We start from the raw sequence: 21237 nt of genomic DNA, 5'->3' as shown, positions 1-21237 counted from the left end.
GCTCGGTCGTCCGGGGACAATCGACGTCAGAACGCAGTACACCAAGAGGGAGGTCACCCATGGTCAGCGTGGACGAGTACGCCGAGCGAAATCCGCGCCTGACCGATGTGTTCATCGTGATCGCACTACTCGGTGCCGCGGTGCTCGGCGCGAACCTGATCGCTCCAGGCGAGAGCCGTCCGCAAGACGTCTGGGTCGCCGAGGCAGTGACAGGGCTCGCCTGCCTGGCGTTGCTGAAGGCACGCGAACACCCACGGGTCACCGTCATGGTGACCACGGCCTGCGCGGTCGCCACGGGAAGCCTTGGCTTCCTCCTCACCCCGTTGCTGTTGGCACCGGTGATGGTTGCGCTGTACTGGCTGGCTGCCACCAGTTCTTCCCGGACGACCTGGGCGTACGGCGGCATCGCGGTCGTCCTGGTTGTCAGCACCGCGGTCGGTGTCACCATCGACGGGACGGTGGTGCTGCGCGCCGTCGGACCTGCCCTGTGGTTGCTGTTGCCTCTGGCAATGGGTAGCAGGTCCCGGCTGCGCCACGCCTATCTCGACGCCGTCCATGCCCGGGCCGAGCACGCCGAGCGGACCCGCGACGAAGAGGCCCGGCTACGCGTCACGGAGGAGCGCATGCGAATCGCTCGCGATCTCCATGAGGTCGTGGCCCACCACATGGCCGTGGCCAATGCTCAGGCCGGCACCGCGGCTCATCTGTTCGAGACCGATCCAGAGCTCAGCAAGAAGATCCTCACCGAGCTCCAGGCCACCACGTCCTCGGTCATGCTCGAGCTGCGCGACACGGTCGGTGTACTGCGCCAGATGGGCACCGACACGGAGAACCTCGAACCCGCGCCGGGGTTGGACCAACTCACGGACCTGTTGGAGGTCTGCAGATCGGCAGGTCTCGCAGTCAACCTCGAGATCGAGGGAGAACCTCGAGATCTGTCGCCCGGGGTCGACCTCACCGCCTACCGCATCATCCAGGAGGCCCTCACCAATGCCACCAAGCACTCTGCCTCCGCGGTCGCGTCCCTACGCCTCCGGTACAGCAGCACCAGGCTCACGATCACGGTGACCAACGATGTGCGTCCCGACGACGAATCGGGACCCGGCGATCACGGCTACGGCATCATCGGCATGCGGGAACGTGCCCATTCGATCGGAGGAGATCTGCGCGTGAGTGACAGCAGGGACGTCGGCTTCGAGGTCGTGACCGACCTGCCCGTGCAACCCCGCGTGTCCGCGCCACACGTCCCGGCGCCGCAGGTGACGTCGTGACCACCCGCGTCCTCCTCGCCGACGACCAAGCGCTCTTGCGGGGCACCTTCCGGATGCTGATCGATTCCTGCGACGACCTCGAGGTCGTCGCAGAGGCCGCCGACGGCGCACAGGCCGTCGGCCTCGCCCGGATGCATCATCCCGACGTCGTCGTGATGGACGTGCGGATGCCCGGAACTGACGGACTGACCGCCACCGAGACCATCTGCGCTGACTCCGACCTGGCCGGCACCCGGGTGCTCATCCTCACCACGTTCGAGAACGACGAGCACGTCGCCCGCGCACTCCGCGCCGGTGCCAGCGGCTTCCTCGGCAAGTACGTCACTACCGACGCCCTGCTCGAAGCCATCCGTACTGTCGCCGCCGGCGAGAGCCTGCTGTCCCCGGGTGCGACCAAGGCCCTCATCACCCAGTTCCTCTCCACCCCGCCACCAGGATCGGCCGCCTCGCTGCCCACCGCCCCAGGGATCCGCGACCTGACCAACCGCGAGCGCGAGGCCATGAAACTGGCAGCCGATGGCAAGTCCAACGACGAGATCGCCGGCGAACTCCACCTCAGCGTGCTCACAGTGCGCACCCACATCCAACGGGCGATGAACAAGCTCGGTGCCCGCGACCGGGCACAACTCGTCGTCCTGGCCTACAAGAACGGCCTGGTCCCGCCGGACCCTGGCAACACCTGATCCGACACCGCATCCCGGACTACTGACACCCGGCGGGTGACGGCAGGGATTGGGGTCCAGGCTGGCTCGAACTCTGAACGGTCATCGGGTGAACTCCAGGTCGTCGTCGGACTGCTCCTGCACCCGACGGAAGTCGGCGATCCAGGCGTAGCCCGGTGTCGAGATGCCCTGGTCGCTGGGCTGCACCGTCAGCGTTGCGAACACGCTGTTGAGCAGCCAGGGCGGCTTTGTGGCGCTCCAGCCGGTCGTCATCGAGGGGTTCTGGATGAAGCCGTACGTCGCCACGGCGAGCCGGCCCGTACTTCGCAAGCGCGCCATCTCGTCGCGCAGAAAGTGCTTCTTGGACTGGAACCAGGGGCTCTGCGAGAGGAGGTCGTTCCACTTGTGCGACGGGAAGGGGTGCTCGATCGCCTCGCCGATGACTTGCCACACCTGGGTGTCGGGGCCGTAGCCGTAGCGCTGGGCGAAGGTGGCCGGGATCCGGTCGGTCAGGTGTTGCTGCCAGTACCAGACCAGCGAGAACTCGGTGACCAGGAAGGTCTGGCCGGGGCGAAGCCGCGGCAGGGTGTAATCCAGAAAGTCCTGGATACCGGCCTCGTCGGCAAGGTGTGGATGGAGGTCGACGCCCTCGATCTCGGGCGTCTCGCGGACAAAGGCGAGGTACCGTTCGACGGCGGAGGTGCGGTTCGCCGGCAGGTCCAGCCGGTTCAGCGCTCCCATGAACAGATGAGTGGCGCAGTCGGTGCCACAGAGTGTGGCCCGGGTCTCGATGACGTGGCGTGCGACGGTCTCGTAGAACCGGTTGAGCCGCTCGTCGCGCTGGCCCGGCATGCTCTCGATGAACGGCTCGTTGCCGATGGTGACCACGTCGACCGTCCCGAGCACCAGCGGCAGCACGCGGTCCAGTCGCGCCAGCTCGGCGGTCATCTCCGCACTGCCGGGTTGCGGGAAGGAGATTCCGGCCATGGGGAACTTCAGGCTCAGCACGGTGTGAAATCCCCGGGCATGGGCCTCGCGGATCACCCGGATGGTGTCGCTCTGCGCCGGCGGGACATGGTCGGCCTCGGGCAGGGTGTAAAAGCCGCGGACCCAGTCGGCCCGGGCCGTTCGCAGCTCGCGATAGTCCAGCTGGTCGAGGTTCTCGTTGTAGTTCGCGCCGAGAGCACCCAGCGCGGGGAGAGGCTTGACCTGACCGCGGTCCCCTCCTCCCGCCGCGGGGAGGGGGACGGCGAGCGCGATGGCGAAGGTGCCGGCGAGGGTGAGGATCCGGTGGGTCACGCGGCGACGTGGCATCAAGTCAGCTCCTGGTGCGTGCGTGGTCAGCCGTTGAGCGGGCGCTCGCCGCCCCGGCGCTGGACATACAGGCGATTGCCCTCCGGACCGGTCCATTCCAGCCGGACGACGCCGGGTACGGCGGCGTCGGCGATGCGCGACGGGTCGGACCAGTAGCCCACGGTCGGGTTGCGGAAGAACGTCGCCCACAGGTGGCCGTTGTGATCGGTGAAGAAGTTGTTGTGGCCGGCGCCGACACCCGCTGTCCATCGCTCGGAGTACGGGCCCTCGAAACTGTCCGAGACCGCGACGATCGCGTCGTACTGGTACTGCGTGCGGCCTGGACCGGCTGGGTCGTACGCGTACCGCGCGCTGCCGTCAGGATTGGTCGACGACCGGTCCCAGGCCGCCTGGACGAGGTAGTACTTGCCGCCGTGCTTGAACACGTACGCACCTTCGAGATACGGCTCGGGTGCGTAGGGCGTCTGCTGGAACCTCGGGAGGTTCGTCGTCGGGACGATGCCCTCCATGTCGGGCCGGAACTTCGCGTACAGGTCGTTGTGCAGCACCAGCCACGCCTCGTCGCCCTCGGAGTAGAGGCCACCGTCGATGTGGTGGTAGGCGCCAGGTTCGATGAAGTTCGGCCCGCCGATGAACGAATCGCCGAAGGGCTTCTCGAGGTTGCCCTCGACGAGCCGGTAAGGGCCCTCGACCCCGCCGTCGCTGACGAGCATGAAGGAACCGACCTTGCGGGAGTGGTCGCCCATACACGCGACGATGTACCACTTACCGTGGAAGTGGTGCAGCTCCGGAGCCCACACGTCGCCTCGTTTGCCGAACCGGTCGTCGTACCAGTACTCCTGCCACGGAGCGACGACGGTGCGGCCGGGCCGGTTCTCGCCGACGAACTCGGGGGACCACACCTTGCCCCGCTCGGCACCGGGCCGGACGCCGGTCGTGTCTGCCAGCCTCCAGGGTCCTCGCAGAGAAGGGGACGTCCATACGAAGATGCCGTCGTTCCACGGACCCGCGGCATCGCGTCCGGGCACCCGGGTCGTGCCCGTGGCGACGTAGATCGGACGATCGTCGACGACGAAGCAGTTGACGTAGGTGTCCCGCATCCAGACCTGGCCGCGCTCGTGGTCACGGGGGCGGAGCTCGAGCGGGAGGATGAAGGAGTTGTCATCGCGTGGCCAGAGGTCCGGCCGGGTGTCGGCGCGGCCGTAGGGATCGAGGTCGGGCCAGTTCGACGGATACCGCCGCCCCGAGGCGACCTCCGTCGGCGCAGCCTGCGCCGCGGTTGTGGGCAGTACCGCCGCGCCCAAGGAGCCGATGGCTCCAGCCAGCAAGGATCGCCGGTCGAGGTGTAACCCGTGCTCGGAGCTGGTCATCAGTCAGGTACTCCTTCGTCGTGTGATGACTGGGGTGCCTGGTACGTCGTCTCGTCCAGCCCGCTCAGGGTCGGGTCGTAGGCCACGTCGCCGACGTCGTACATCGAGGTCATCCAGTGGTAGAAGTTGTCGCCGCGGTCCCGCAGGACGCCGTACAGCCGGCGCATCATCCGGGTCCGCACCTCGGCCATCTCAGGGTGCTCGTAGACGTTGAGGAGCTCGTCCGGGTCGACCGACAGGTCGTAGAGCTCGTTGACCGAGTCGGGGTTGACGACGAGCTTGTGGTGGTCGGTGCGGAGCATTCGCTGCGGGTACGGGAAGTGGTGTCCGTGGAACTCGCAGACGATGTCGTCATCCCACTCCGCCTCGCCGCCGGCGACGAGCGGGAGCAGGCTGCGCGAGTCCACGGCGGGCTTGGGATCGATTCCCGCCAGCTCGAGGATCGTCGCGGTGCAGTCGAGCAAGCTGACGAACTCGGACCGTTCGATGCCCGCGGGCGCGCCCGGCACGCGCAGCAGCCCGGCCGTGCGGTAGATGTCCTCGTACATCGCCGGCCCCTTGTCGTGCAGCCGGTGCGCTCCGGTGAACTCGCCGTGGTCGGAGGTGAAGAAGACGGCGGTCTCGTCGACCAGGCCGAGGCGGTCCATCGCCTCCATCACCCGCCCGATCTGCCGATCGATCAGCGCCACATAGCCCCAGTAGACGGCGATCAACTTGCGGGTGGTCTCGATCGGCATCGTGTCGAAAGTCCAGTGCGCGCTGTAGTTGCGCTGCACCGGCGGCTTTCCCTGGAAGGTCTCCGCGACCGACCGCGGCAGCTCGACGTCGGCGGGGTCGATGAGGTCGAAGTACTCGTCGGGCAGGATGTACGGCAGGTGAGGGCCGAAGAAGTGCAGCGCGAGGTAGAAGGGGCGATCCCGCTCGTGCGCGTCGGCCGCGTACCGCTCGAGCGTCTCGATTGCCCGCGTGGCGAGGTAGTGCTCGAAGGTTGCCTCGACCGGTTGCTGCAGCCTGGCAGCCAAGAGATTTCCCGGCCCGCCGTTCGGCAGCGTGCCACGAATCCGGTTCCTGATCCGGTACGGCGGGAGGTCGCGCTCGGCCAGGTACGCGAGGTAGTCCGGATGATCGACCGGGTTGTGCCACCCCGGCAGGTGTGGACCGTCGAACCCGAAGTCCGCCGCGGACTTGTCGGTACCGACATGCCATTTGCCGATCAGGCCGCAGCTGTAGCCCTTCTTCCGCAACGCCTCGGAGAAGGTGAACTGCCCGTCGGCGAGGTCCTCGATGTATCCGACGTTGCGCTCGTGGTTGGCGAGCAGTTTGTGCCGGAACGGCGCCTGGCCGGTCAGCAGGCTCGCTCGCGCCGGGGTGCAGATCGCGGTGGGTGTGTACCAGCGGTCGAAGCGGGTGCCGGTCCTGGCGAGCTCGTCGAGGACCGGCGTCACCGCCCGGCTGTTGCCGTAGGCCCCGAGAGTGTCGGCCCGGTGCTGGTCGGTCATCAGGAAGAGGATGTTCGCCGGCTTCGTCACTGCGCGGCCGCCATGAACAGGTCGCCGGTGTAGTACGTCTTCGGATCGCCTGGCTGCTTGAGTTTGCCCGCCTGGACGAAGTAGTTGTCCATCCCGGTGAGCCACTTGTCGATCGTGCCGTCCTTGGTCATCGCGTCGAGGTCCTTGACGCTGAGGATCTTCACGTTGCCCGCGTCTGCCTTCACCTGGTCTTCAGCCACGGACAGCATCTCGGCGGTGAGCTTGACGGCCTCGTCGGGCTTCGCCGACCTGAACTCCATCGCCTCCCGCAGTACCGCGAGCACCTTCTTGGTCTTGTCCTGCTGCTTGGCGACCACGTCGTTGCCGGCGACGAAGGCCGTCGGGAAGGAGACCTGCGACTCGAAGTCGGAGTTCTTGGTCAGCTCGACGAGGTCGGGCACCTGCTTCTTGATCGTCGCGATCGCGGGGTACCAGAACCCGGCGGCATCGATCTTCTTCGACGAGAACGCGGACACGATCGTCGAGGCGTCCATCGGGACGATCTTGACGTCGGACCTGGTCATGCCGGCCTTTTGCAAGGCAAGGGTCAGGATCATGTCGCCGGACGTGCCCTCGGGTACGCCGATCGTCTTGCCCTTCAGCTGGTCCATCGACGTGGTGCCGGCCTGGGCGATGACGCGGTCGGCGTTGCCGAGAGTGTTGATGGCGACGACCTTCGCCTGGCCGGAAGCGGGTAGCCACATCGCACCCGGGCCGATGTAGCCGAAGTCGAGGTCGCCGGTGCCAAGTGCCTGGATCTGGAGCGGGCCGTTGGTGAAGACCTTGGCGTTCGCCTTGAGGCCGTGCTTCTTCCACAGGTCCTGATCGTCGGCGATCGCGAGCAGGCTGGTGCCGTTGAAGTCCCCGATGTAGCCGAAGTTCACCTCTTCGGTGCCGCCGCCGGCGGTGGAGGAGTTGCCGCCACAAGCGGCAACGACGGCGACCAGGGCCAGTCCGACGGCCCCGGCCGTGAAGCGCCGGCGGGGGAGCGGGCGAGCTGATGAGAACGACATTCTGGGTCCTTCGGGTCAGGCCGTCGATGACGGCGACGGAGCGGCCGACCGGCGGCCGTCCTGGTGGTAGACGGAGTGCCAGACGCGGTTGCGCAGCGCGGCGAACTCCGGGCTGAGGCGGAACCCCTCCGAGCGCGGGTAGGGCAGGTCGACCTCGATGACGTCGTAGATCCGCCCGGGCCGGGCGGCCATCACGATGACCCGGTTGGCGAGGAAGACGGCCTCGTCGACGTCGTGCGTGATGAACAGCACGGTGCGCCGCTCCTTGCTCCACGTGTCGAGCAGCTGCTCCTGGAGTTTCACCCGGGTGAGTGCGTCGAGCGCGCCGAATGGCTCGTCCATCAACAGGATCGACGGGTTGACGGCATAGGCGCGGGCGATGGCACACCGCTGCCGCATGCCGCCCGACAACATCTTCGGCAGCGCGTCGGCGAACTGCTCGAGCCCGACCATCTTGATGAAGTACTCGGCGCGCGACCGGCGCTCGGAGCCCGGCACACGAGCTGTCCGGAGGCCGAACTCGACGTTCTGGCGGACGGTCAGCCACGGGAACAGGGCGTACTGCTGAAAGATCACACCGCGCTCGGGCCCGGGCCCGGACACCGGTACGGCGTCGACGAGGGCCTGGCCGCGCGTCGGTTCCTCGAGACCGGCGAGGATGTTCATCAAGGTGCTCTTGCCGCAGCCCGAAGGGCCGACGACGGTGACGAACTCGTTGTCCGCGATGTCGAGCGAGACGTCGTCGAGTGCGGTGAACATCTCGTTGCCCAGGGCGAAGGTCTTGGTGACGCCCCGCACGGAGATCTTGGCTGTCATGGTGGTCATCGGCGTTCCTGCCATCCGGTCAGCTTGCGTTCGGTCAGCAGCAGGATCCGATCCATCACCAGACCGAGGATCCCGATCGAGATGAGGCCGACGAAGATGGTGGGCAGGTCGTAGTAGAGCTGCGCGTTCTGCATCCGGTAGCCAAGGCCCTGCTGGGCCGCGATCAGCTCCGCCGCGACCAGAGTCGCCCAGGCCGATCCGAGGCCGACCCGCATGCCGACAAGGATGAACGGCGTCGAGGCCGGCACGACCACTCGGACGAAGATCGTCAGGTCGTTCGCGCCGAGCACCCGCGCGGCGTTGATCAGCGTGCGGTCGACGTTCACCACACCCTGGAACGTCGAGATGACACAGGCCAGGAAGGCGGCGAGGAAGATGACGAAGATCTTCGGCGCCTCGCCGATGCCCATCAACACGATGGCCAGTGGGATGATCGCCAGTGGCGGGATGGTGCGGAAGAACTGCACCCACGGCTCGACGAGCGCCCGGACGACGCCGTACCAGCCCATCAGGAAGCCGATCGGGATGGCGACGGCGGTCCCCAGCGCGAAGCCGGCGAGCACTCTGGTCAAGCTGGCCAGGATGTCGCGTTCGAGCGTGCCGTTGCCGAGCAGCGTGGCGGCCTGCCCGACAACCTCCGGCGGCGTCGGAAGCTTGAGGCCGAGCGCGGCAAGCGTCCACCAGAGCGCGATGCCGAGCAGGATCGACACCGCGTTCAATGCCGTCGGAACGCCTCGCCGCCCGGACGACGAGGGGTTCCGGCCGATGGCTGCGTCGCTGGCAGTCGCCGGCCCACCGTCGGTTGCGGCCGGTCGGTCGTCTGGTGCGTTTGCCGGGGCGTCAGCGTCGTGCATTTCGACGCCTCGCTTATCGAGAACGGCCATGAGCCACTCCTTCGGTGGTGGTCTGGCGTGGGCCTGCCTGACTGGCCGCGTCTGCCTCGGGGTATCCGGCCAGCAAGGGGGAGTTGTGGAACAGGGCCGCGAGCGCGCCGATGGCGCCGTCGTCGTCGGACAGCTCAGCGGCGCGCACGAGGGGTCTCGCGGCGGGTCTGGGGAAGAGCTCGTAGGCGACGGTCGCGGTGACCTGCTGGACGATGACCGGCGCGATCCGGGTGATCTCCCCGCCGACGACGATCTGCGCCGGGTTGAGCGCCATCGCCGCCGTACCGACGACGTGACCTACAGCCACGGCCGCGGCGCGTAGCACCTGATCGACGACGGGGTGCGAGCGCTCGACGGAGGCCCTCAGGTCATCGAGGGTCTCCAGCCGTAGGCCGAGGTCCTGGCAGGTGGCGAGGATGGCGGGAACCGAGGCGACCGTCTCGAGACAGCCGAACTTGCCGCACCGGCATTCCTTCCCCTCCGGCTCGACCATCACGTGCCCGAACTCGCCGGCCAGGCCGGTCGAGCCGGTGACCAGCCGGCCGCCGACGACGAGCCCACCACCGACGCCGTCGGACAGCCGCACGTAGAGGAGGTCGTCGACAGCGCTGCCGCCGCTGATCGCCTCGGCAAGAGCGGCGAGTCGCGTGTTGTTGTCGACGAGCACAGGCGCGTCGAAGCGGCCGACGAACGCGGCATCGACGTCGTCCGCCGAGCCGTGAAGCGCCGGCACAGCGGTGGCGTGAGGGCTCGCTGTCGGTTGCGTGGGGTACGGACCTGGCACGCCGATGCCGATGCCCTGGAGTGCTCCGTAGTGCACACCGGCGTCGACGCTCAGCCGATCGATGAATTCGAAGGCCAGGTCGATCCGGGTCCGCCAGGGCGCGTCGTCGTCGTACCGGGTCGAACCCGAGACCAGGATCTCGTGCGACGCATCCGCCACCACGACATGAACGCGCCGATGGCCGAAGTCGACTCCCATGAACTGGCCCGAGCCCGGATCGAGCGCGAGCCGCTCAGCCGGGCGTCCGCTGCCCTCGCGCTTCGCCGCGTCGGTGTCCACGACGACGATGGCGCCCCGCTGCAGCAGACTCCCGGTGATCTCGGACAGCGTCGACCGGGAAAGACCGACGATCTCGGCGATCTGACCACGGCTCATGGCGCCGCCCCCTCGAAGGGCGCGGAGGACGCGCTCCTCGTGGGTGCGCCGGACGAGCGCATGCACTCCGGTTGGCATCGACATGTCCGCACCGTAGGAACGCCGGAATTTTTCCGTCAATACTCCGGATAAAAAACTCCACGATTCGTCCGAGATCCGGCGCGACGAAGGCCAGGGCCGCCGGGTGTGAGCTTCCACGTTCCGCGGTGACGAGGACCTGGCCGAAGGCAGAGACCGTGATCGGCCACCGACCCCAGGTCGCTCGGCACCAGGTCGGGTCCTCCGCAGCGGACGTTCGAACGCATCGGTCGTCGGCGCGACGGAGCGGTGCTTGAAGGCGAAGCACTACCTCGAGAACTCGAATCGCAGGCCATGGCTCACTCGTGGGACAGTTGCCCGACGATGACGATCTTTACGTTCCACCTCGCGGAGCTCCGTCCGACGACGACAGCGGGGGTACTGTGGAAGGCGCCGACTGTGCCTTCCACGCCCGGGTTGCGGTACGCCGAGTGCCTAGCGCTGATGCGGCTCGGTGCACCGACCGTCTCGCCGGCCCGGATGCAGCTGCGTCGGATGGCGATGTTCGCGCGGTGGGAGGACGAGGCGGCGGTCGAGACCTTCCTGGCGGATGACCTCCTGGGCAGGCAGTTGGCGGCAGGCTGGCACGTGCGCATGCAGTTCCTGCGCCGCTGGTCGCGGCTTGCGGCGCTGCCCGACCTTCCGGCGAGAGCGGGCGAATGGGACCCTGCCGAACCCGTCGTGGCGGTCACGCTGGCCCGGATGCGCCTCCTGGAGGTGCCGAGGTTCCTTAAGTGGGGCAAGCCCGTGGAACGGCTGGTTCGCGACCATCCGGGGGCCACGCTGGCGCTGGCCGCGATGCGCCCGCCTCGGACGATCTCTACGTTCTCGGTCTGGCGGTCCGTGCGGCAGATGGAAGAGATGGTGCACGGCCACAGCACTGTCCCGGCACCCGACCGTCATGCCGCCGCAATGGCCGAACGCCGGCGCAGGGATTTCCACCACGAGTTCGCCACCCTGCGGTTCCGGCCGCTGTCCGAGCACGGCTCGTGGCAGGGGCGGAGCGGGATCGTTCCCCGGTAGTGGCGCTGCTGCTCGTCGCCTGCAGGTCGAGGGCAGAGGATGTCGTCCGTGAGGTTCTCGAACGGCTTCGTCTGGATCCACCCGTCGAGAAACACCGGCTTGCGGTTGAGTGACGGACGGAGCCGATGATGTTGTGGCTGACGCCAGCGTTCTGCGTCGCGTGACGGCTGACAGAGCTGGATCACCGCGACGCACAGCGTCGCGGTGCGCTGACGCACGCCGCTCCTACTACGGCATCAGCCGATGACAGGAAGTGACCGCGCGGACCGCTCGCTGGCCGTGCCCGGCGGCTGCTGCTGCCCAGCGCCTCTGGATCGGCTCAGCTCCTTGCCGGGGCGCCGCGAGCGGACGAAACTGAGAGGTTGCGACCACCTGGCCGGTGCTCGGGGCAGCCAGGCGCGCCGCGCAGAACGATCCATCTATCCGAGGAGCGTCATGCGCAGGATCAATGTCGCCGCGACGGTCGCCGCGGCAGTCGCAGCACTACTTCTCCCGGCGCCGGCCCAGGCCGCGCCAATCACGCCCGGCGGGTCGACGGAAGTCACCGTTGGCAGCAATGACCAGCTGTTCTCGCAGAACAAGCAGAACGAGCCGGGTCTGGCCGTGAACCCGGTCAACCCCGCGATCCTCGCGGCGGGAGCCAATGACAACATCGACATGGAGGCGTGTAACGCCGGCGATGACCGCACCTGTCCGTTCACCCCGGGCGTGGGCCTATCCGGCATCCAGTTCTCGACCGACTCCGGCCGCACGTGGACGCAACCGACGTACACCGGCTTCTCGGCGCGCGTCACACCGTCCTGCCTCGGCGCACCCGACGTCGCGCCCGGCCAACCCCCGGCCGGCGACACCGGCTGCGTGCCCGATCCCAACGGCCCGATCGGCACGCTGCCCAACTACGACGTCAACGGCATGGTCTCCAACGGCGACCCGGAGCTGGTCTTCGGTCCCGTTCCCGACGCCTCAGGGAATTTCTCCTGGGCGAACGGGCAGCGGTTGTACTACGCGAACATCGCCACCAACTTTCCGGGCAATCCCGGTTTTCCCGGCGATGCCGCCATCGCGGTGTCCCGCACCGATGACCTGGCCGGCGCCATCGCCGGTGACAACGATGCCTGGATGGACCCGGTGGTCGTGACCAGGCAGAACCAGGCCCTGTTCAGCGACAAGGAACAGGTCTGGGCCGACAACGCTGAGATCAGCCCTCACTTCGGCAACGCCTACGTCTGCAACGTCGGGTTCCGCGGGGCCGCCGGAGCCGAGCCGGTGCTGTTCGCTCGTTCCACCGACGGCGGCGACACGTGGACCACGCGCCAGCTGTCCGCGGCGACCAACAACAACCAGACCGGCGGACGGCAGGGCTGTGCCATCCGAACCGACAGCCAAGGCGTGGTCTACGTGGTGTGGGTCGGCACCGACATCCGAACCCGCCAGGGCGTCTTCTTCCAGGCCCGGTCCTTCAACGGTGGCCAGAACTTCGAGCGTCCGAGGGCCGTGGTGTCGGGGCTTGGCGGGATCGGGCAGTTCGACCCCGCGCAGGGCCGGTTCACCATCGACGGCATCGCGGGCGCCCGGACCAACACCTTCCCGTCGTTCGACATCGCCAACGGCGCGCCGACCGGTGCGGACGCCACCGACCAGATCCTGCTCACCTGGTCCGACGACAGTCAGGGAACCAACCTCGAGAAGGCGTTCCTGGTGAGCTCGACCAACGGCGGCAGCACCTACTCGGCCAAGGTGGTAGTCAGCGAGGGCAGCGACCGAGCCAACTTCCCGGCGGTGGCGATCTCGCCCGACGGCACCGACGCGTGGCTGGTCTACAACGCCTGGCTCGACCCATGGCGCAACGACACCACCTCCGCACGCCGGGTGCTGGGCGTGGTACGGCACGCCGACATCACCGGCACGGCCCACACCGTCGGCGCGTTCACGACAGTGTTGCGTGGAGCAGTAGGCGACGGACGCGCGTCCAGCGCCAACAGCCTGACCTCAGAGTTCCTCGGCGACTACAACTACGCCGTCGCCACGCGGGACTACGGCTCCGCCGTCTGGAACGACATGCGCAACGGAACCGTCTGCACCGCCATCAACACCTACCGTCAGGCGTTCGTCGAGGACGTCCTGGCCGGCACCACCGAACCCATTGTGGGAGACGAGAAGGAGGACCAAGACGCGGCAGCCGAGCTACCGGCCACGCACTCCACGGAACTGCGACCGGGACCCAACAACGACTGCCCGGCAACCTTCGGCAACTCCGACATCTTCGGCGGAACCTTCAGCGACGACTCCTGAGCCCGTTCGAGCCGCAGCCACAACAACCCGACGGCCGCCCAGATCGGCGGCCGTCGGTAGTGGCGCTGCGGTCCGTCTGACCTCGGACGGGGTGGCGGACGAGCGCGCGCCGTGTTGAGCAGATCGTGGGCGGGCGGGAGGATGAGGGGCATGATGGATCGCACAGATCACACCGGTCAGCGGGGTGCTCGTACCGAGGCGCCCCCGGAGACCGAGTTGGCGACGATCAATCCTGACGGCGCGGCCGCCGCCGATGTGTTCGCCCGGTTGGCGGTCGAGTTGCACGACGCGCCCGGAGTCGAGGAGACCGTCCAGGCGGTCGTGGACTTCGCGCTGCAGGCCCTGGACTGCTCCTATGCCGGTGTTGCCCTTCATAGCCGCGGCCGCCCCGAGGTTCCGGCTGCTACCGACCCGCTGGTCTGCGAGATCTTCCATCACGCCATGGCGACTGGGCATGCGCCGCTGGTCGAGGCGATGCGAACCGGCCAGGACGTCCTGGTATCGGACACGACCACTGACGGGCGCTGGCCCGCATGGGCTGCCGAGGTCCGCGAACTCGGCGTCCGCACCGTGTTGGACGTGCCGCTGACCACCGCCGCCGGCACCGTCGGGATGCTCGGCCTCTACAGCACCACGCCCGACGCCTTCGGCGCCGATGACATTGCGATCGCGCACATCCTTGCGCGGCACGCCTCGGTCGCAGTCGCCACTGCCCGCCGCGAGGCCACCCTCGGGCAAGCCGTCGACGCCCGCAAACTGGTCGGACAGGCGATGGGGATCTTGATGGAGCGCTACGACCTCGACAGCGACCGGGCCTTCACAGTCCTCAGACGCTACTCACAACACACCAACACCAAACTGCGCGATGTCGCCCAGGAACTCATCGACACCCGCAGACTCCCCCCGCACCGAGCCCGACGAGTGAACGCCGAAACCGCGGCCGGGACTCAGGATGGTCAGGAAGCCTCAGCGCGCGGCACGGCGTAGATCCCGGGGTCGCCCTTGGCGCATCGCCCCGGAAACGCCGAGCCCAGTGACGATGTAGGCGCCCGCGCGCGCTGTTTCGATCAACGCGCACGGCCTGAGCCAGGTCCCCGGTCTCGAGCCCGACGGCCGGGCCTGATGAACGAGTTCCCCGCAAGCCTCGGTTCAATCCTTGCGCTTCAAGGTCACACCCCGATGGCAGCCTGTCCAGAACATATTTCCCTAAGCTCTGCTTCTGGGTATCGGTGCCGGCATCGGGCTCGTTGGCGGGGACGCGGAAGCGGAGTCGGCCGACGACGGCGTTCGTGTTCTTGCGCAGGGCGTGGGCGAGGATGGCTCCGCGCTGGTTCTGGAGGAGGCGCCGCCACAGGTGATCGGGTTCGACCTCCGGGATCAGGACGAACACGGTGTCGATCTTGGTGTTGGCGACGTAGTTGACGATCGGATCGCTGAGGCTGCGGCGTTCGTCGTAGAAGGCGACCAAAGGGATCTGAGGCTGCCAGCGTTGCCAGGTGACAGTCACCTGTCCACTGTCCGTCGTACGATCGGCCGAGAGGGCCGTACTCACGGACCTCTAACGCCTTTGCTGACAGGCCAAACGCCGGTCTCACATGATGTTCTCAGCCGACGTGGATTCCCGGCCTGCGGGTCGGGTCGGATTCGTGCTGGCGGATGATTTCGCGGACGACGGGCGCGGTGTCACCGCGGCCCAGGATGAGGTACCGCAGCAGGTGGCTGAGCGGGTTGCCTTCGGACCACTCGAAGTGGCAGTGCGGCGTGACGTGGGTGGTGTCGCGCAATGCCAGCAGGATCGCGGCGATCGCGTTGGGAACCGCGGGGCTGTCGGCCCGCAGTACCCGGTGCCCGTCGACGTCGACCCCCTTGACCCGCAGTACGTCGCTGAACGTGGACGGGTCGACCACGTCGATCTCGAGGAACAGGACGTCGGTGCGGTGGGGGACCGGATCGGCGTCGCGGACGTCAGCCTCTTTGGCGGCGTACTCGGCGGCGTCGCCGGCCTGGCGTTGGTTGGCGATGATGTTGAGGATGCCGTCGCGGCGGATCGAGTCGGTGAGGAACTCGCGAGCTGCGTCGTCGAACTCGATCCGGTCGGCGCGCAACTCGGTGGTGCGGGAGACGCGCGAGATCAGCGAGACGGTGATGATGCCGGCGATGAACAGGCCGGAGATGGCGATGCCGTCGGGCTTCTCGATGATGTTCTCGACCAGAGCGTAGAGCAGGACCAGGGTGAGAACGGTGAACGCGATCGCGGCCCGCCGTTGGCCTCGCCGCGCGGCGGAGATGGTGACCGCGACGGCGCCGGAGACCATCATCACCAGGATCCCGGTGGCGTAGGCACCTGCCTGGGCGTCGACGTCGGCGCCGAAGGCGATGGTGATCGCGATGCTGATCGCGGTGTAGACCAGCACCACGGGACGTACGGCGCGGCCCCACTCGGGCGCCATTCCGTACGACGGGAGGTAGCGCGGCACGATGTTGATCAGCCCGGCCATCGCCGAGGCGCCCGCGAACCAAAGGATGAGAACGCTGCTGAGGTCGTAGACGGTGCCGAAGCCTTCGCCGAGCATCTCGTGGGCGAGGTAGGCGAGTGCCCGGCCGCTGGCCGCGCCGCCGGGTTCGAACTCGTTGGCCGGGATGAGGACCGTCGTGATGAAGCTGGTCGCCAGCAGATAGACGCTCATGATCAGAGCCGCCGCCGTGAGCAGCTTCTTGGTGTTGCGGATGCGGTTCGCGAGCCGTTCCTCGGCATCCTGGCCGTCGGCGGCGACCAGTGGCATCATGCTGACACCGGTCTCGAAGCCGGACAGGCCGAGCACGAGGAGCGGGAAGGCAACGACAGCTGGTCCGATGACTCCGCCGAAGCCCTCCCGGCCGGCGGTGAGGGCGTCGACCCAGCTCGAGAACGCGCCGGGAACGGTCGCGACGTCGTACAGGCCGACGACCACGATCACGGCGTTGAGGGCGAGGAAGATCCCGACCAAGGGGATCGCGACGCCGACGGCTTCGCTGAAGCCCATCAGGAACACCCCGCCGAGGATCAGCAGCAGCACCACGGTGACCGCGACCTCCTGTCCGTGCAGGAAGTCCGGGGTGTAGGGATTCTCGATCAGGTGCACGGTCGCGTCGGCCGAGGACAGGGTGATGGTGATGATCCAGGACGTTGCCACGAAGCCGAGCAGAACAAGAACGAACAGCTTGCCCCGCCAGAACGGCAGGAGGTTCTCCAGCATCGCGATCGAGCCCTGTCCATGCGGACTCTCCTTGGCCACCCGCCGGTACATCGGCAACATGCCCAGCAGCGTCAGGGCGACAATCAGCAGCGTCGCGAGAGGTGACAAGGCACCTGCCGCGAGGGCGGCGATCCCGGGCAGGTACGACAAGGTCGAGAAGTAGTCGACGCCGGTCAGGCACATCACCTTCCACCAGGCCTGTGGTGTGGCGTGGCCTTCGCCGGCTTCGGGTCCGACCGGCTGCACCCGGTGCTGCAGAAGCCAGCCCGGCAGCCCGCGGCTAGGGGCAGATTGCTCGCCCGGCCCGCTGACTGTGGCCGGTACGACGTACTCGTCTGGAGTGCTCACGCGGGCCAGAATGCATGACCTGCGGGCCATCTCGTAATCGGTGTTAGAGGTGTGTGAGAATCCCGCCACTTCGGCTGAACACGCGCTACATTTCGCCGATGCCCGTTGGAATGATCCTCTGGGTCATCGCCATGATTCTCACCGTCACAGGCCTCGTGGCGGTCCTGCGCGGGCGAATCGCGGTCGGCGCCGTCCTGATTCCCGCAGGTCTCGCCCTCGGCCTGCTGAGCACCGAATACCTAGGCTGAGGTCTGCAGCCGGATCAACACAGACCGAGCACTGTGTGACCACTCCGGTGTGATCGGGAGCCGACGTGGAGGCCTTTGCTGCGGGAGCCATCCGCCCTCGCTGGAGGTCGGATCGCGATGACCGGCGGGGTTTCGGGAGGATGGGCACATGAACGAGGACAAGGACTTCCTGGCTGAGCAGGCGCGTCTGGTGGAAGCCGAAGCCGAACGGATTCGGCAGGAAGCCGAAGAAGCCGCCGCCGACCCGGCGGCCCAGGTGGAATGGATCCGCCAGTCCAACCTGATCTACGGAGGACTGGCGGGCGCCGGCCTGGTAGTGGTCCAGCCGTTCCTGACGGAGACCTCGCTCGACCCGTCCGCGATGGTGTGCGTCATCGCGTTCGCCGTCTCGATACCGTTGCTCGCCGCGCTCCTGGTGCTGAATCGGCAGGAAGAGTTTCGGCATCGGGCGAGCAAGTCACCGTTCGTCGAGGTGGCCAAGGCGGTCGCGCAAGCCTCGGCGTTCGTCGGCCTCACGGCGGCCTTCTGGCACATGTCGATCGTCGCGGGGATCGTGTTCCTGGCCGTGGGGATCGTTGCGGTGGGGGTGCACTCCTCGGGATACGTGCGGCTGGAGTACGACTCGAAGTTCCGCTCGAGATTCCGTCCCCGCAAGGCACCCGAGGCATAACTACCACGATTCGGCACCGCCGACGTCGTTGTGGCGGCACACCGAGCCATGCAGGAAGACCTCAGGCAGAGGGATCCCTAGGCGGCTGTCTATCCGCGGGTTGGCACTGCCGCCTGGGCTTGCTTCGCGTTTCATGTAGAGGACAGACTCCGCATCGCAATATCAGAACGTCGTGCGCGCCGTCCTTGCCAAATGGCGAACTCAACGTCTTGACCTTGATGAGGCAGCCTATGGGTGGCTGGAACTGCGAGGGAGAGCCCGCCACGATCAGCGGCAGAACTGTTGCGTTCGTTCGGATCCTCTATCAAGACTCGACTGTGCGCCGGGGGCAGGAACTCGTCGTCTACCACGCGGACCGGACAGCCGCAGCGCCGAGGCACTTTCCCTTCTCAGCGCCCTCGTCAACTGGTGAACCAGCGCGGTTGGCTTGAGTGAGGTCTTGTATCCGTCACACTGGGGGTTAGCAACGCAACGTCCGGTAACCACGGAACCGAAGGATTGCGCATGAGTGTGTTCGACATGTTGAAGAACAAAGCCTCTGAACTGCTGCAGGGCGCCAGTGAGAAGGTCAGCGACGCGACCGGCATCGACCTTCCGGTCGGCGATGCCGCCGACCAGGTGACGCAGGCGACCGACGGCCTCGGCGAAACCGCGCAAGGATATGCCGACACCGCCGGCGAACACGTCGACGCCGCCACCGGTCTCGACCTGCCGGTGGATGGCGTCGCCGACCAGGTGACGCAGGCTACCGACGGCCTTGGCGAGGCAGTCGATCCGGGGCAGAAGCCCTGAGCATGATCTGCAGGTGAGCGGCTTGGCGTTGGCCATGCGGTGCGCCTTCGGCAGCTGCTGAGGGTTCGTGCATCGGCCTGTCAGTTGCTAGCCCGAGGTAATGCACTGGGCCGCCCTGCGGGCCGCAGTCCACGCCATGGTGGTGGCCCAGCCAACGCTGTCTGACTCCGTGCGCGGGTGCGGCTGGCGCGTCTGATCGTCGGGCAGGGCTGGGCCTGCCCGCGGCGAAGGGGGTTGATGTGTGCGTCGGGGTACCGGGGAGGTCGCGGGGTTCAAAGGGAAGCCTCTGGTACGCCGTTGCGCGCTGGGTCTGGCGCGGACTGGAGGCTTTGGGTGACCGACGACGAATCCGTCCGCCCCGCTGCGGGGTTGGGGCTGAACGATCCGCTGTTGAGCACGTCAATAGTTGGCCGGAGCGGGCTCCGAAGGTCTGCCGGCGCTTCACCGTCCGGCCGGCGGCTGGGCGCGTCCCTCGACGTTGCGCCCCTTGACGCTGCGCCCCTTGACGCTGCGATGCTCCGGTCGCTGTTTGCCGGCACCGTCGCGGGCACCGTGGGGTTCGAGGAGGAGCTCCTGCTGGTTTGGCGGGGGAGCTGGCTACCGGTGGATGTCGCCGCCGTGGTGGCGGGCATCGGCGACCCGCGGGTGAAGCCGGAGCTGCCGGCGTGTCAGCTCGAGATCGCGACCTCCGTTCACGAGAACGTGGCGGAGGCCGTCGAGGAGCTGCGCTCGTGCCGAGCGCTGGTCGCCGCCGCCTGCGGTCCCGACTTGGCCGCGATCGCCGCGCCCGTCCACCCACTTCTCGAAGGGCCTACAGCACTTTCGGCCACGGAGCGGGCCGCCGGGCTCGGGGTGCGATACCGCGAGGTGATCGGCCGGCAGCTGGTCTCCTCATTGCAAGTGCATCTGGCCTTTGGTGACGCCGACTGCACGCTGGGCGTCTACCACGCACTGCGAGATCTCCTGCCGGAGCTGGCGGCGCTGGCCGGAGCCGCCCCCTTCGCGGCCGGCCGGGACACCGGCTTGTGCTCGGTGCGCCCGGTGATCGCTTCCCAGCTTCCCCGCCAAGGTGTGCCCCCGATCATCAGCTCCTGGGAGCAGTTCGCCGACGGCCTTGCCTGGGCGGTGCGAGGGGGCGCCGTGACCGATGCTTCGGAGTGGTGGTGGGAGCTTCGACCGCATCTCCGCTACGGCACGCTCGAGCTGCGAGTCCTGGACGTACAGGCGACCGTGGACCGAACCAGCGCGATTGCCCGGTTCGTCCATGCTCTCGCGGCCAGGCTTGCCGACCTGCACTACCTCGGCGAACTTCAACCGCCCTCGCCGACGTGGAGAATCGCGGAGAACCGGTGGGCCGCGCTCCGCGACGGCGTCCGGGGAGAACTTCTCGACCTGCGCACCGGCGAGTCCCGATCCACCCTGCTCCGCCTTCACGACCTGATCGACGCTGCCGAGCCCTACGCACCGGGCGGCCTGGACGACGTACGGGCGATGGTCGAGGACCCACCGGTGGAGCACCTGCGTGCGCTCGGCCCTGATCGCGTCGTTCCCTGGCTCGCGGAGGTGTTCAGCGCATGAAGCTGCTGACCCTTCCGGGCGTCTTCGCCCCGATCTCAGACTCGTGGATGTTGGCCGAGGCCATCCGCCAGGAGACCGTCGATGCGGGTTCGCGGGCGCTCGACGTCTGCACCGGGAGCGGGGTCCTAGCCCTCACCGCGGCGGAATGCGGCGCTACCACGACCGCAATCGACATCTCCAGACGAGCACTGCTGACCGTCCGGCTCAACGCGACCCGAGCTGGCCTGCGCGTCCGGACGCTCCAGGGCCGGACGTTCGCGCCTGTCGCCGGTCAGCGGTTCGACCTGATCGTGAGCAATCCGCCGTACGTGCCGTCGCTGAGGCCCGACGTACCGCGGTTCGGCGTGAGCCGGGCGTGGGAGGCGGGCCGCGACGGGCGGCTGATCATCGACGCGCTGTGTGACGGAGCCCCTGCCCACCTGCGGCCCGGTGGAGTGCTGCTCCTCGTGCACTCGTCACTCGTACGGGTCGAGGCCACCATGCAGCGACTGCGACGGGCGGGTCTGGTGAACGTCGAGGCGCGAGCCAGCGCGCGCGGTCCGCTGGGACCGCTGATGCGAGCGCAACAGGTCGCAGGGACGATCCCTGCTGACGTCGACGAGGAGGACGTGGTGATCATCCGTGCGAGCGCCCCACCGGCCCGCTGATGACATCTCATCTGAGCTTGGTTTGGCCGAGTACGGGACCCCTTGGCTCAGCTTGCCGCGGTGTGGCGGGGCAGGGTGTGGGTGCCGTCGCAGAAGGGCGGGATGGCGGTGCGGCCGCAGCGGCACAGCGCGATGGTACCGCGGGGAGCCGGAACCGGATCGCCGTGCTCGTCCAAGAGCTGGAAGTCGCCGCGGACCAGGATCGGGCCGTCCGGATAGGCACGGATCTGCGTCGCGCCGTCGTCCTTCGTCGTCATGAACCGGTAGTACCCACCTCTACGTGATCAACGACGGATTC

General features: G+C 67.8%; 20 protein-coding genes. 10 read left to right on the top strand and 10 right to left on the bottom strand.

The window, feature by feature from the left end:
- The first annotated feature begins 59 nt into the window (after positions 1 to 59).
- Both EV652_RS33340 and EV652_RS33335 read left to right on the top strand, forming a co-directional pair.
- On the top strand, positions 60 to 1271 hold the full coding sequence (locus EV652_RS33340) for a sensor histidine kinase (RefSeq protein ID WP_132213258.1): 1212 nt from the start codon (positions 60 to 62) through the stop codon (positions 1269 to 1271).
- The gene (locus EV652_RS33335) at positions 1268 to 1954 is read left to right on the top strand and encodes a response regulator transcription factor (protein WP_132213257.1); all 687 of its coding nucleotides are present in this window, start codon (positions 1268 to 1270) and stop codon (positions 1952 to 1954) included. Before EV652_RS33340 ends, EV652_RS33335 begins: the two co-directional genes overlap by 4 nt.
- Positions 1955 to 2035: 81 nt before the next feature.
- Here the strand turns inward: EV652_RS33335 and EV652_RS33330 are convergent, their stop codons facing one another.
- From EV652_RS33330 to EV652_RS33300, 7 genes are read right to left on the bottom strand one after another with little or no spacing between them, the layout of a single operon-like run.
- Positions 2036 to 3247: a hypothetical protein gene (locus EV652_RS33330; RefSeq protein ID WP_199238542.1), complete on the bottom strand. Its 1212-nt coding sequence runs from the start codon at positions 3245 to 3247 to the stop codon at positions 2036 to 2038.
- Positions 3248 to 3273: 26 nt separating this feature from the next.
- Positions 3274 to 4617, bottom strand: coding sequence for a family 43 glycosylhydrolase (locus EV652_RS33325; RefSeq protein WP_132213256.1), 1344 nt, complete (start codon positions 4615 to 4617; stop codon positions 3274 to 3276).
- The gene (locus EV652_RS33320; RefSeq protein ID WP_255512658.1) at positions 4617 to 6146 is read right to left on the bottom strand and encodes a sulfatase-like hydrolase/transferase; all 1530 of its coding nucleotides are present in this window, start codon (positions 6144 to 6146) and stop codon (positions 4617 to 4619) included. The genes EV652_RS33325 and EV652_RS33320 overlap by 1 nt, the downstream gene beginning before the upstream one ends.
- The gene (locus tag EV652_RS33315) at positions 6143 to 7159 is read right to left on the bottom strand and encodes an aliphatic sulfonate ABC transporter substrate-binding protein (protein ID WP_132213254.1); all 1017 of its coding nucleotides are present in this window, start codon (positions 7157 to 7159) and stop codon (positions 6143 to 6145) included. Before EV652_RS33315 ends, EV652_RS33320 begins: the two co-directional genes overlap by 4 nt.
- Positions 7160 to 7174: 15 nt before the next feature.
- Complete coding sequence (locus tag EV652_RS33310) at positions 7175 to 7984, bottom strand: ABC transporter ATP-binding protein (RefSeq protein WP_132213253.1); 810 nt, start codon at positions 7982 to 7984, stop codon at positions 7175 to 7177.
- Entirely contained in the window at positions 7981 to 8868 is an 888-nt protein-coding gene (locus EV652_RS33305; protein ID WP_242002149.1) for an ABC transporter permease, read from the bottom strand. The genes EV652_RS33310 and EV652_RS33305 overlap by 4 nt, the downstream gene beginning before the upstream one ends.
- Positions 8852 to 10111: an ROK family transcriptional regulator gene (locus tag EV652_RS33300; protein ID WP_132213252.1), complete on the bottom strand. Its 1260-nt coding sequence runs from the start codon at positions 10109 to 10111 to the stop codon at positions 8852 to 8854. The genes EV652_RS33305 and EV652_RS33300 overlap by 17 nt, the downstream gene beginning before the upstream one ends.
- Positions 10112 to 10429: 318 nt before the next feature.
- Between EV652_RS33300 and EV652_RS33295 the strand changes: the two genes are divergently transcribed.
- From EV652_RS33295 to EV652_RS33285, 3 genes are all read left to right on the top strand, one after another.
- Positions 10430 to 11128, top strand: a complete 699-nt coding sequence (locus EV652_RS33295; protein WP_132213251.1) for a hypothetical protein — start codon at positions 10430 to 10432, stop codon at positions 11126 to 11128.
- A 435-nt stretch (positions 11129 to 11563) separates the two neighbouring features.
- The gene (locus EV652_RS33290) at positions 11564 to 13420 is read left to right on the top strand and encodes a hypothetical protein (RefSeq protein ID WP_132213250.1); all 1857 of its coding nucleotides are present in this window, start codon (positions 11564 to 11566) and stop codon (positions 13418 to 13420) included.
- Between the two features lie 150 nt (positions 13421 to 13570).
- Complete coding sequence (locus EV652_RS33285; protein ID WP_132213249.1) at positions 13571 to 14407, top strand: GAF and ANTAR domain-containing protein; 837 nt, start codon at positions 13571 to 13573, stop codon at positions 14405 to 14407.
- Here EV652_RS33285 and EV652_RS46470 read toward each other — a convergent pair.
- Both EV652_RS46470 and EV652_RS33280 read right to left on the bottom strand, forming a co-directional pair.
- Positions 14301 to 14972, bottom strand: coding sequence for a hypothetical protein (locus tag EV652_RS46470; protein WP_500784504.1), 672 nt, complete (start codon positions 14970 to 14972; stop codon positions 14301 to 14303). The two genes, EV652_RS33285 and EV652_RS46470, sit on opposite strands and share 107 nt — an antisense overlap.
- Positions 14973 to 15024: 52 nt before the next feature.
- Complete coding sequence (locus EV652_RS33280) at positions 15025 to 17004, bottom strand: APC family permease (protein ID WP_242002148.1); 1980 nt, start codon at positions 17002 to 17004, stop codon at positions 15025 to 15027.
- A 98-nt stretch (positions 17005 to 17102) separates the two neighbouring features.
- Between EV652_RS33280 and EV652_RS44260 the strand changes: the two genes are divergently transcribed.
- The 5 genes from EV652_RS44260 (at position 17103) to EV652_RS33260 (ending at position 20939) form a co-directional block, all read left to right on the top strand.
- Positions 17103 to 17252 (top strand): hypothetical protein, encoded by a 150-nt coding sequence (locus tag EV652_RS44260; protein WP_158441364.1) that lies wholly within the window; start codon positions 17103 to 17105, stop codon positions 17250 to 17252.
- Positions 17253 to 17400: 148 nt separating this feature from the next.
- Positions 17401 to 17922, top strand: a complete 522-nt coding sequence (locus EV652_RS33275) for a hypothetical protein (protein WP_132213247.1) — start codon at positions 17401 to 17403, stop codon at positions 17920 to 17922.
- 504 nt (positions 17923 to 18426) lie between these two features.
- A complete protein-coding gene (locus EV652_RS33270) occupies positions 18427 to 18714 on the top strand; it encodes a hypothetical protein (protein WP_132213246.1) in 288 nt (95 codons plus the stop codon).
- Between the two features lie 513 nt (positions 18715 to 19227).
- Complete coding sequence (locus EV652_RS33265) at positions 19228 to 20292, top strand: carboxylate-amine ligase (RefSeq protein WP_158441362.1); 1065 nt, start codon at positions 19228 to 19230, stop codon at positions 20290 to 20292.
- The gene (locus EV652_RS33260) at positions 20289 to 20939 is read left to right on the top strand and encodes a HemK2/MTQ2 family protein methyltransferase (RefSeq protein WP_132213244.1); all 651 of its coding nucleotides are present in this window, start codon (positions 20289 to 20291) and stop codon (positions 20937 to 20939) included. The genes EV652_RS33265 and EV652_RS33260 overlap by 4 nt, the downstream gene beginning before the upstream one ends.
- Positions 20940 to 20986: 47 nt before the next feature.
- Here the strand turns inward: EV652_RS33260 and EV652_RS33255 are convergent, their stop codons facing one another.
- Positions 20987 to 21196: a CDGSH iron-sulfur domain-containing protein gene (locus EV652_RS33255; protein WP_132213243.1), complete on the bottom strand. Its 210-nt coding sequence runs from the start codon at positions 21194 to 21196 to the stop codon at positions 20987 to 20989.
- Positions 21197 to 21237: the final 41 nt, after the last annotated feature.

This window comes from Kribbella steppae (genome assembly GCF_004342025.1).
Lineage (GTDB): Bacteria > Actinomycetota > Actinomycetes > Propionibacteriales > Kribbellaceae > Kribbella > Kribbella steppae.
The sequence above is the reverse complement of the archived record's forward strand: the minus strand, read 5'-3'. Positions and strand labels throughout refer to the sequence as shown.

Coding starts and splice junctions, on each gene's coding strand:
- EV652_RS33255 (WP_132213243.1), bottom strand. CDS start 21,196: ATGACGACGAAGGACGACGGCGCGACGCAGATCCGTGCCTATCCGGAC.
- EV652_RS33300 (WP_132213252.1), bottom strand. CDS start 10,111: ATGTCGATGCCAACCGGAGTGCATGCGCTCGTCCGGCGCACCCACGAG.
- EV652_RS33315 (WP_132213254.1), bottom strand. CDS start 7,159: ATGTCGTTCTCATCAGCTCGCCCGCTCCCCCGCCGGCGCTTCACGGCC.
- EV652_RS33305 (WP_242002149.1), bottom strand. CDS start 8,868: ATGGCCGTTCTCGATAAGCGAGGCGTCGAAATGCACGACGCTGACGCC.
- EV652_RS44260 (WP_158441364.1), top strand. CDS start 17,103: ATGCCCGTTGGAATGATCCTCTGGGTCATCGCCATGATTCTCACCGTC.
- EV652_RS33290 (WP_132213250.1), top strand. CDS start 11,564: ATGCGCAGGATCAATGTCGCCGCGACGGTCGCCGCGGCAGTCGCAGCA.
- EV652_RS33260 (WP_132213244.1), top strand. CDS start 20,289: ATGAAGCTGCTGACCCTTCCGGGCGTCTTCGCCCCGATCTCAGACTCG.
- EV652_RS33275 (WP_132213247.1), top strand. CDS start 17,401: ATGAACGAGGACAAGGACTTCCTGGCTGAGCAGGCGCGTCTGGTGGAA.
- EV652_RS33295 (WP_132213251.1), top strand. CDS start 10,430: ATGACGATCTTTACGTTCCACCTCGCGGAGCTCCGTCCGACGACGACA.
- EV652_RS33310 (WP_132213253.1), bottom strand. CDS start 7,984: ATGACCACCATGACAGCCAAGATCTCCGTGCGGGGCGTCACCAAGACC.
- EV652_RS33270 (WP_132213246.1), top strand. CDS start 18,427: ATGAGTGTGTTCGACATGTTGAAGAACAAAGCCTCTGAACTGCTGCAG.
- EV652_RS33330 (WP_199238542.1), bottom strand. CDS start 3,247: ATGCCACGTCGCCGCGTGACCCACCGGATCCTCACCCTCGCCGGCACC.
- EV652_RS33325 (WP_132213256.1), bottom strand. CDS start 4,617: ATGACCAGCTCCGAGCACGGGTTACACCTCGACCGGCGATCCTTGCTG.
- EV652_RS33340 (WP_132213258.1), top strand. CDS start 60: ATGGTCAGCGTGGACGAGTACGCCGAGCGAAATCCGCGCCTGACCGAT.
- EV652_RS33285 (WP_132213249.1), top strand. CDS start 13,571: ATGATGGATCGCACAGATCACACCGGTCAGCGGGGTGCTCGTACCGAG.
- EV652_RS33265 (WP_158441362.1), top strand. CDS start 19,228: ATGCTCCGGTCGCTGTTTGCCGGCACCGTCGCGGGCACCGTGGGGTTC.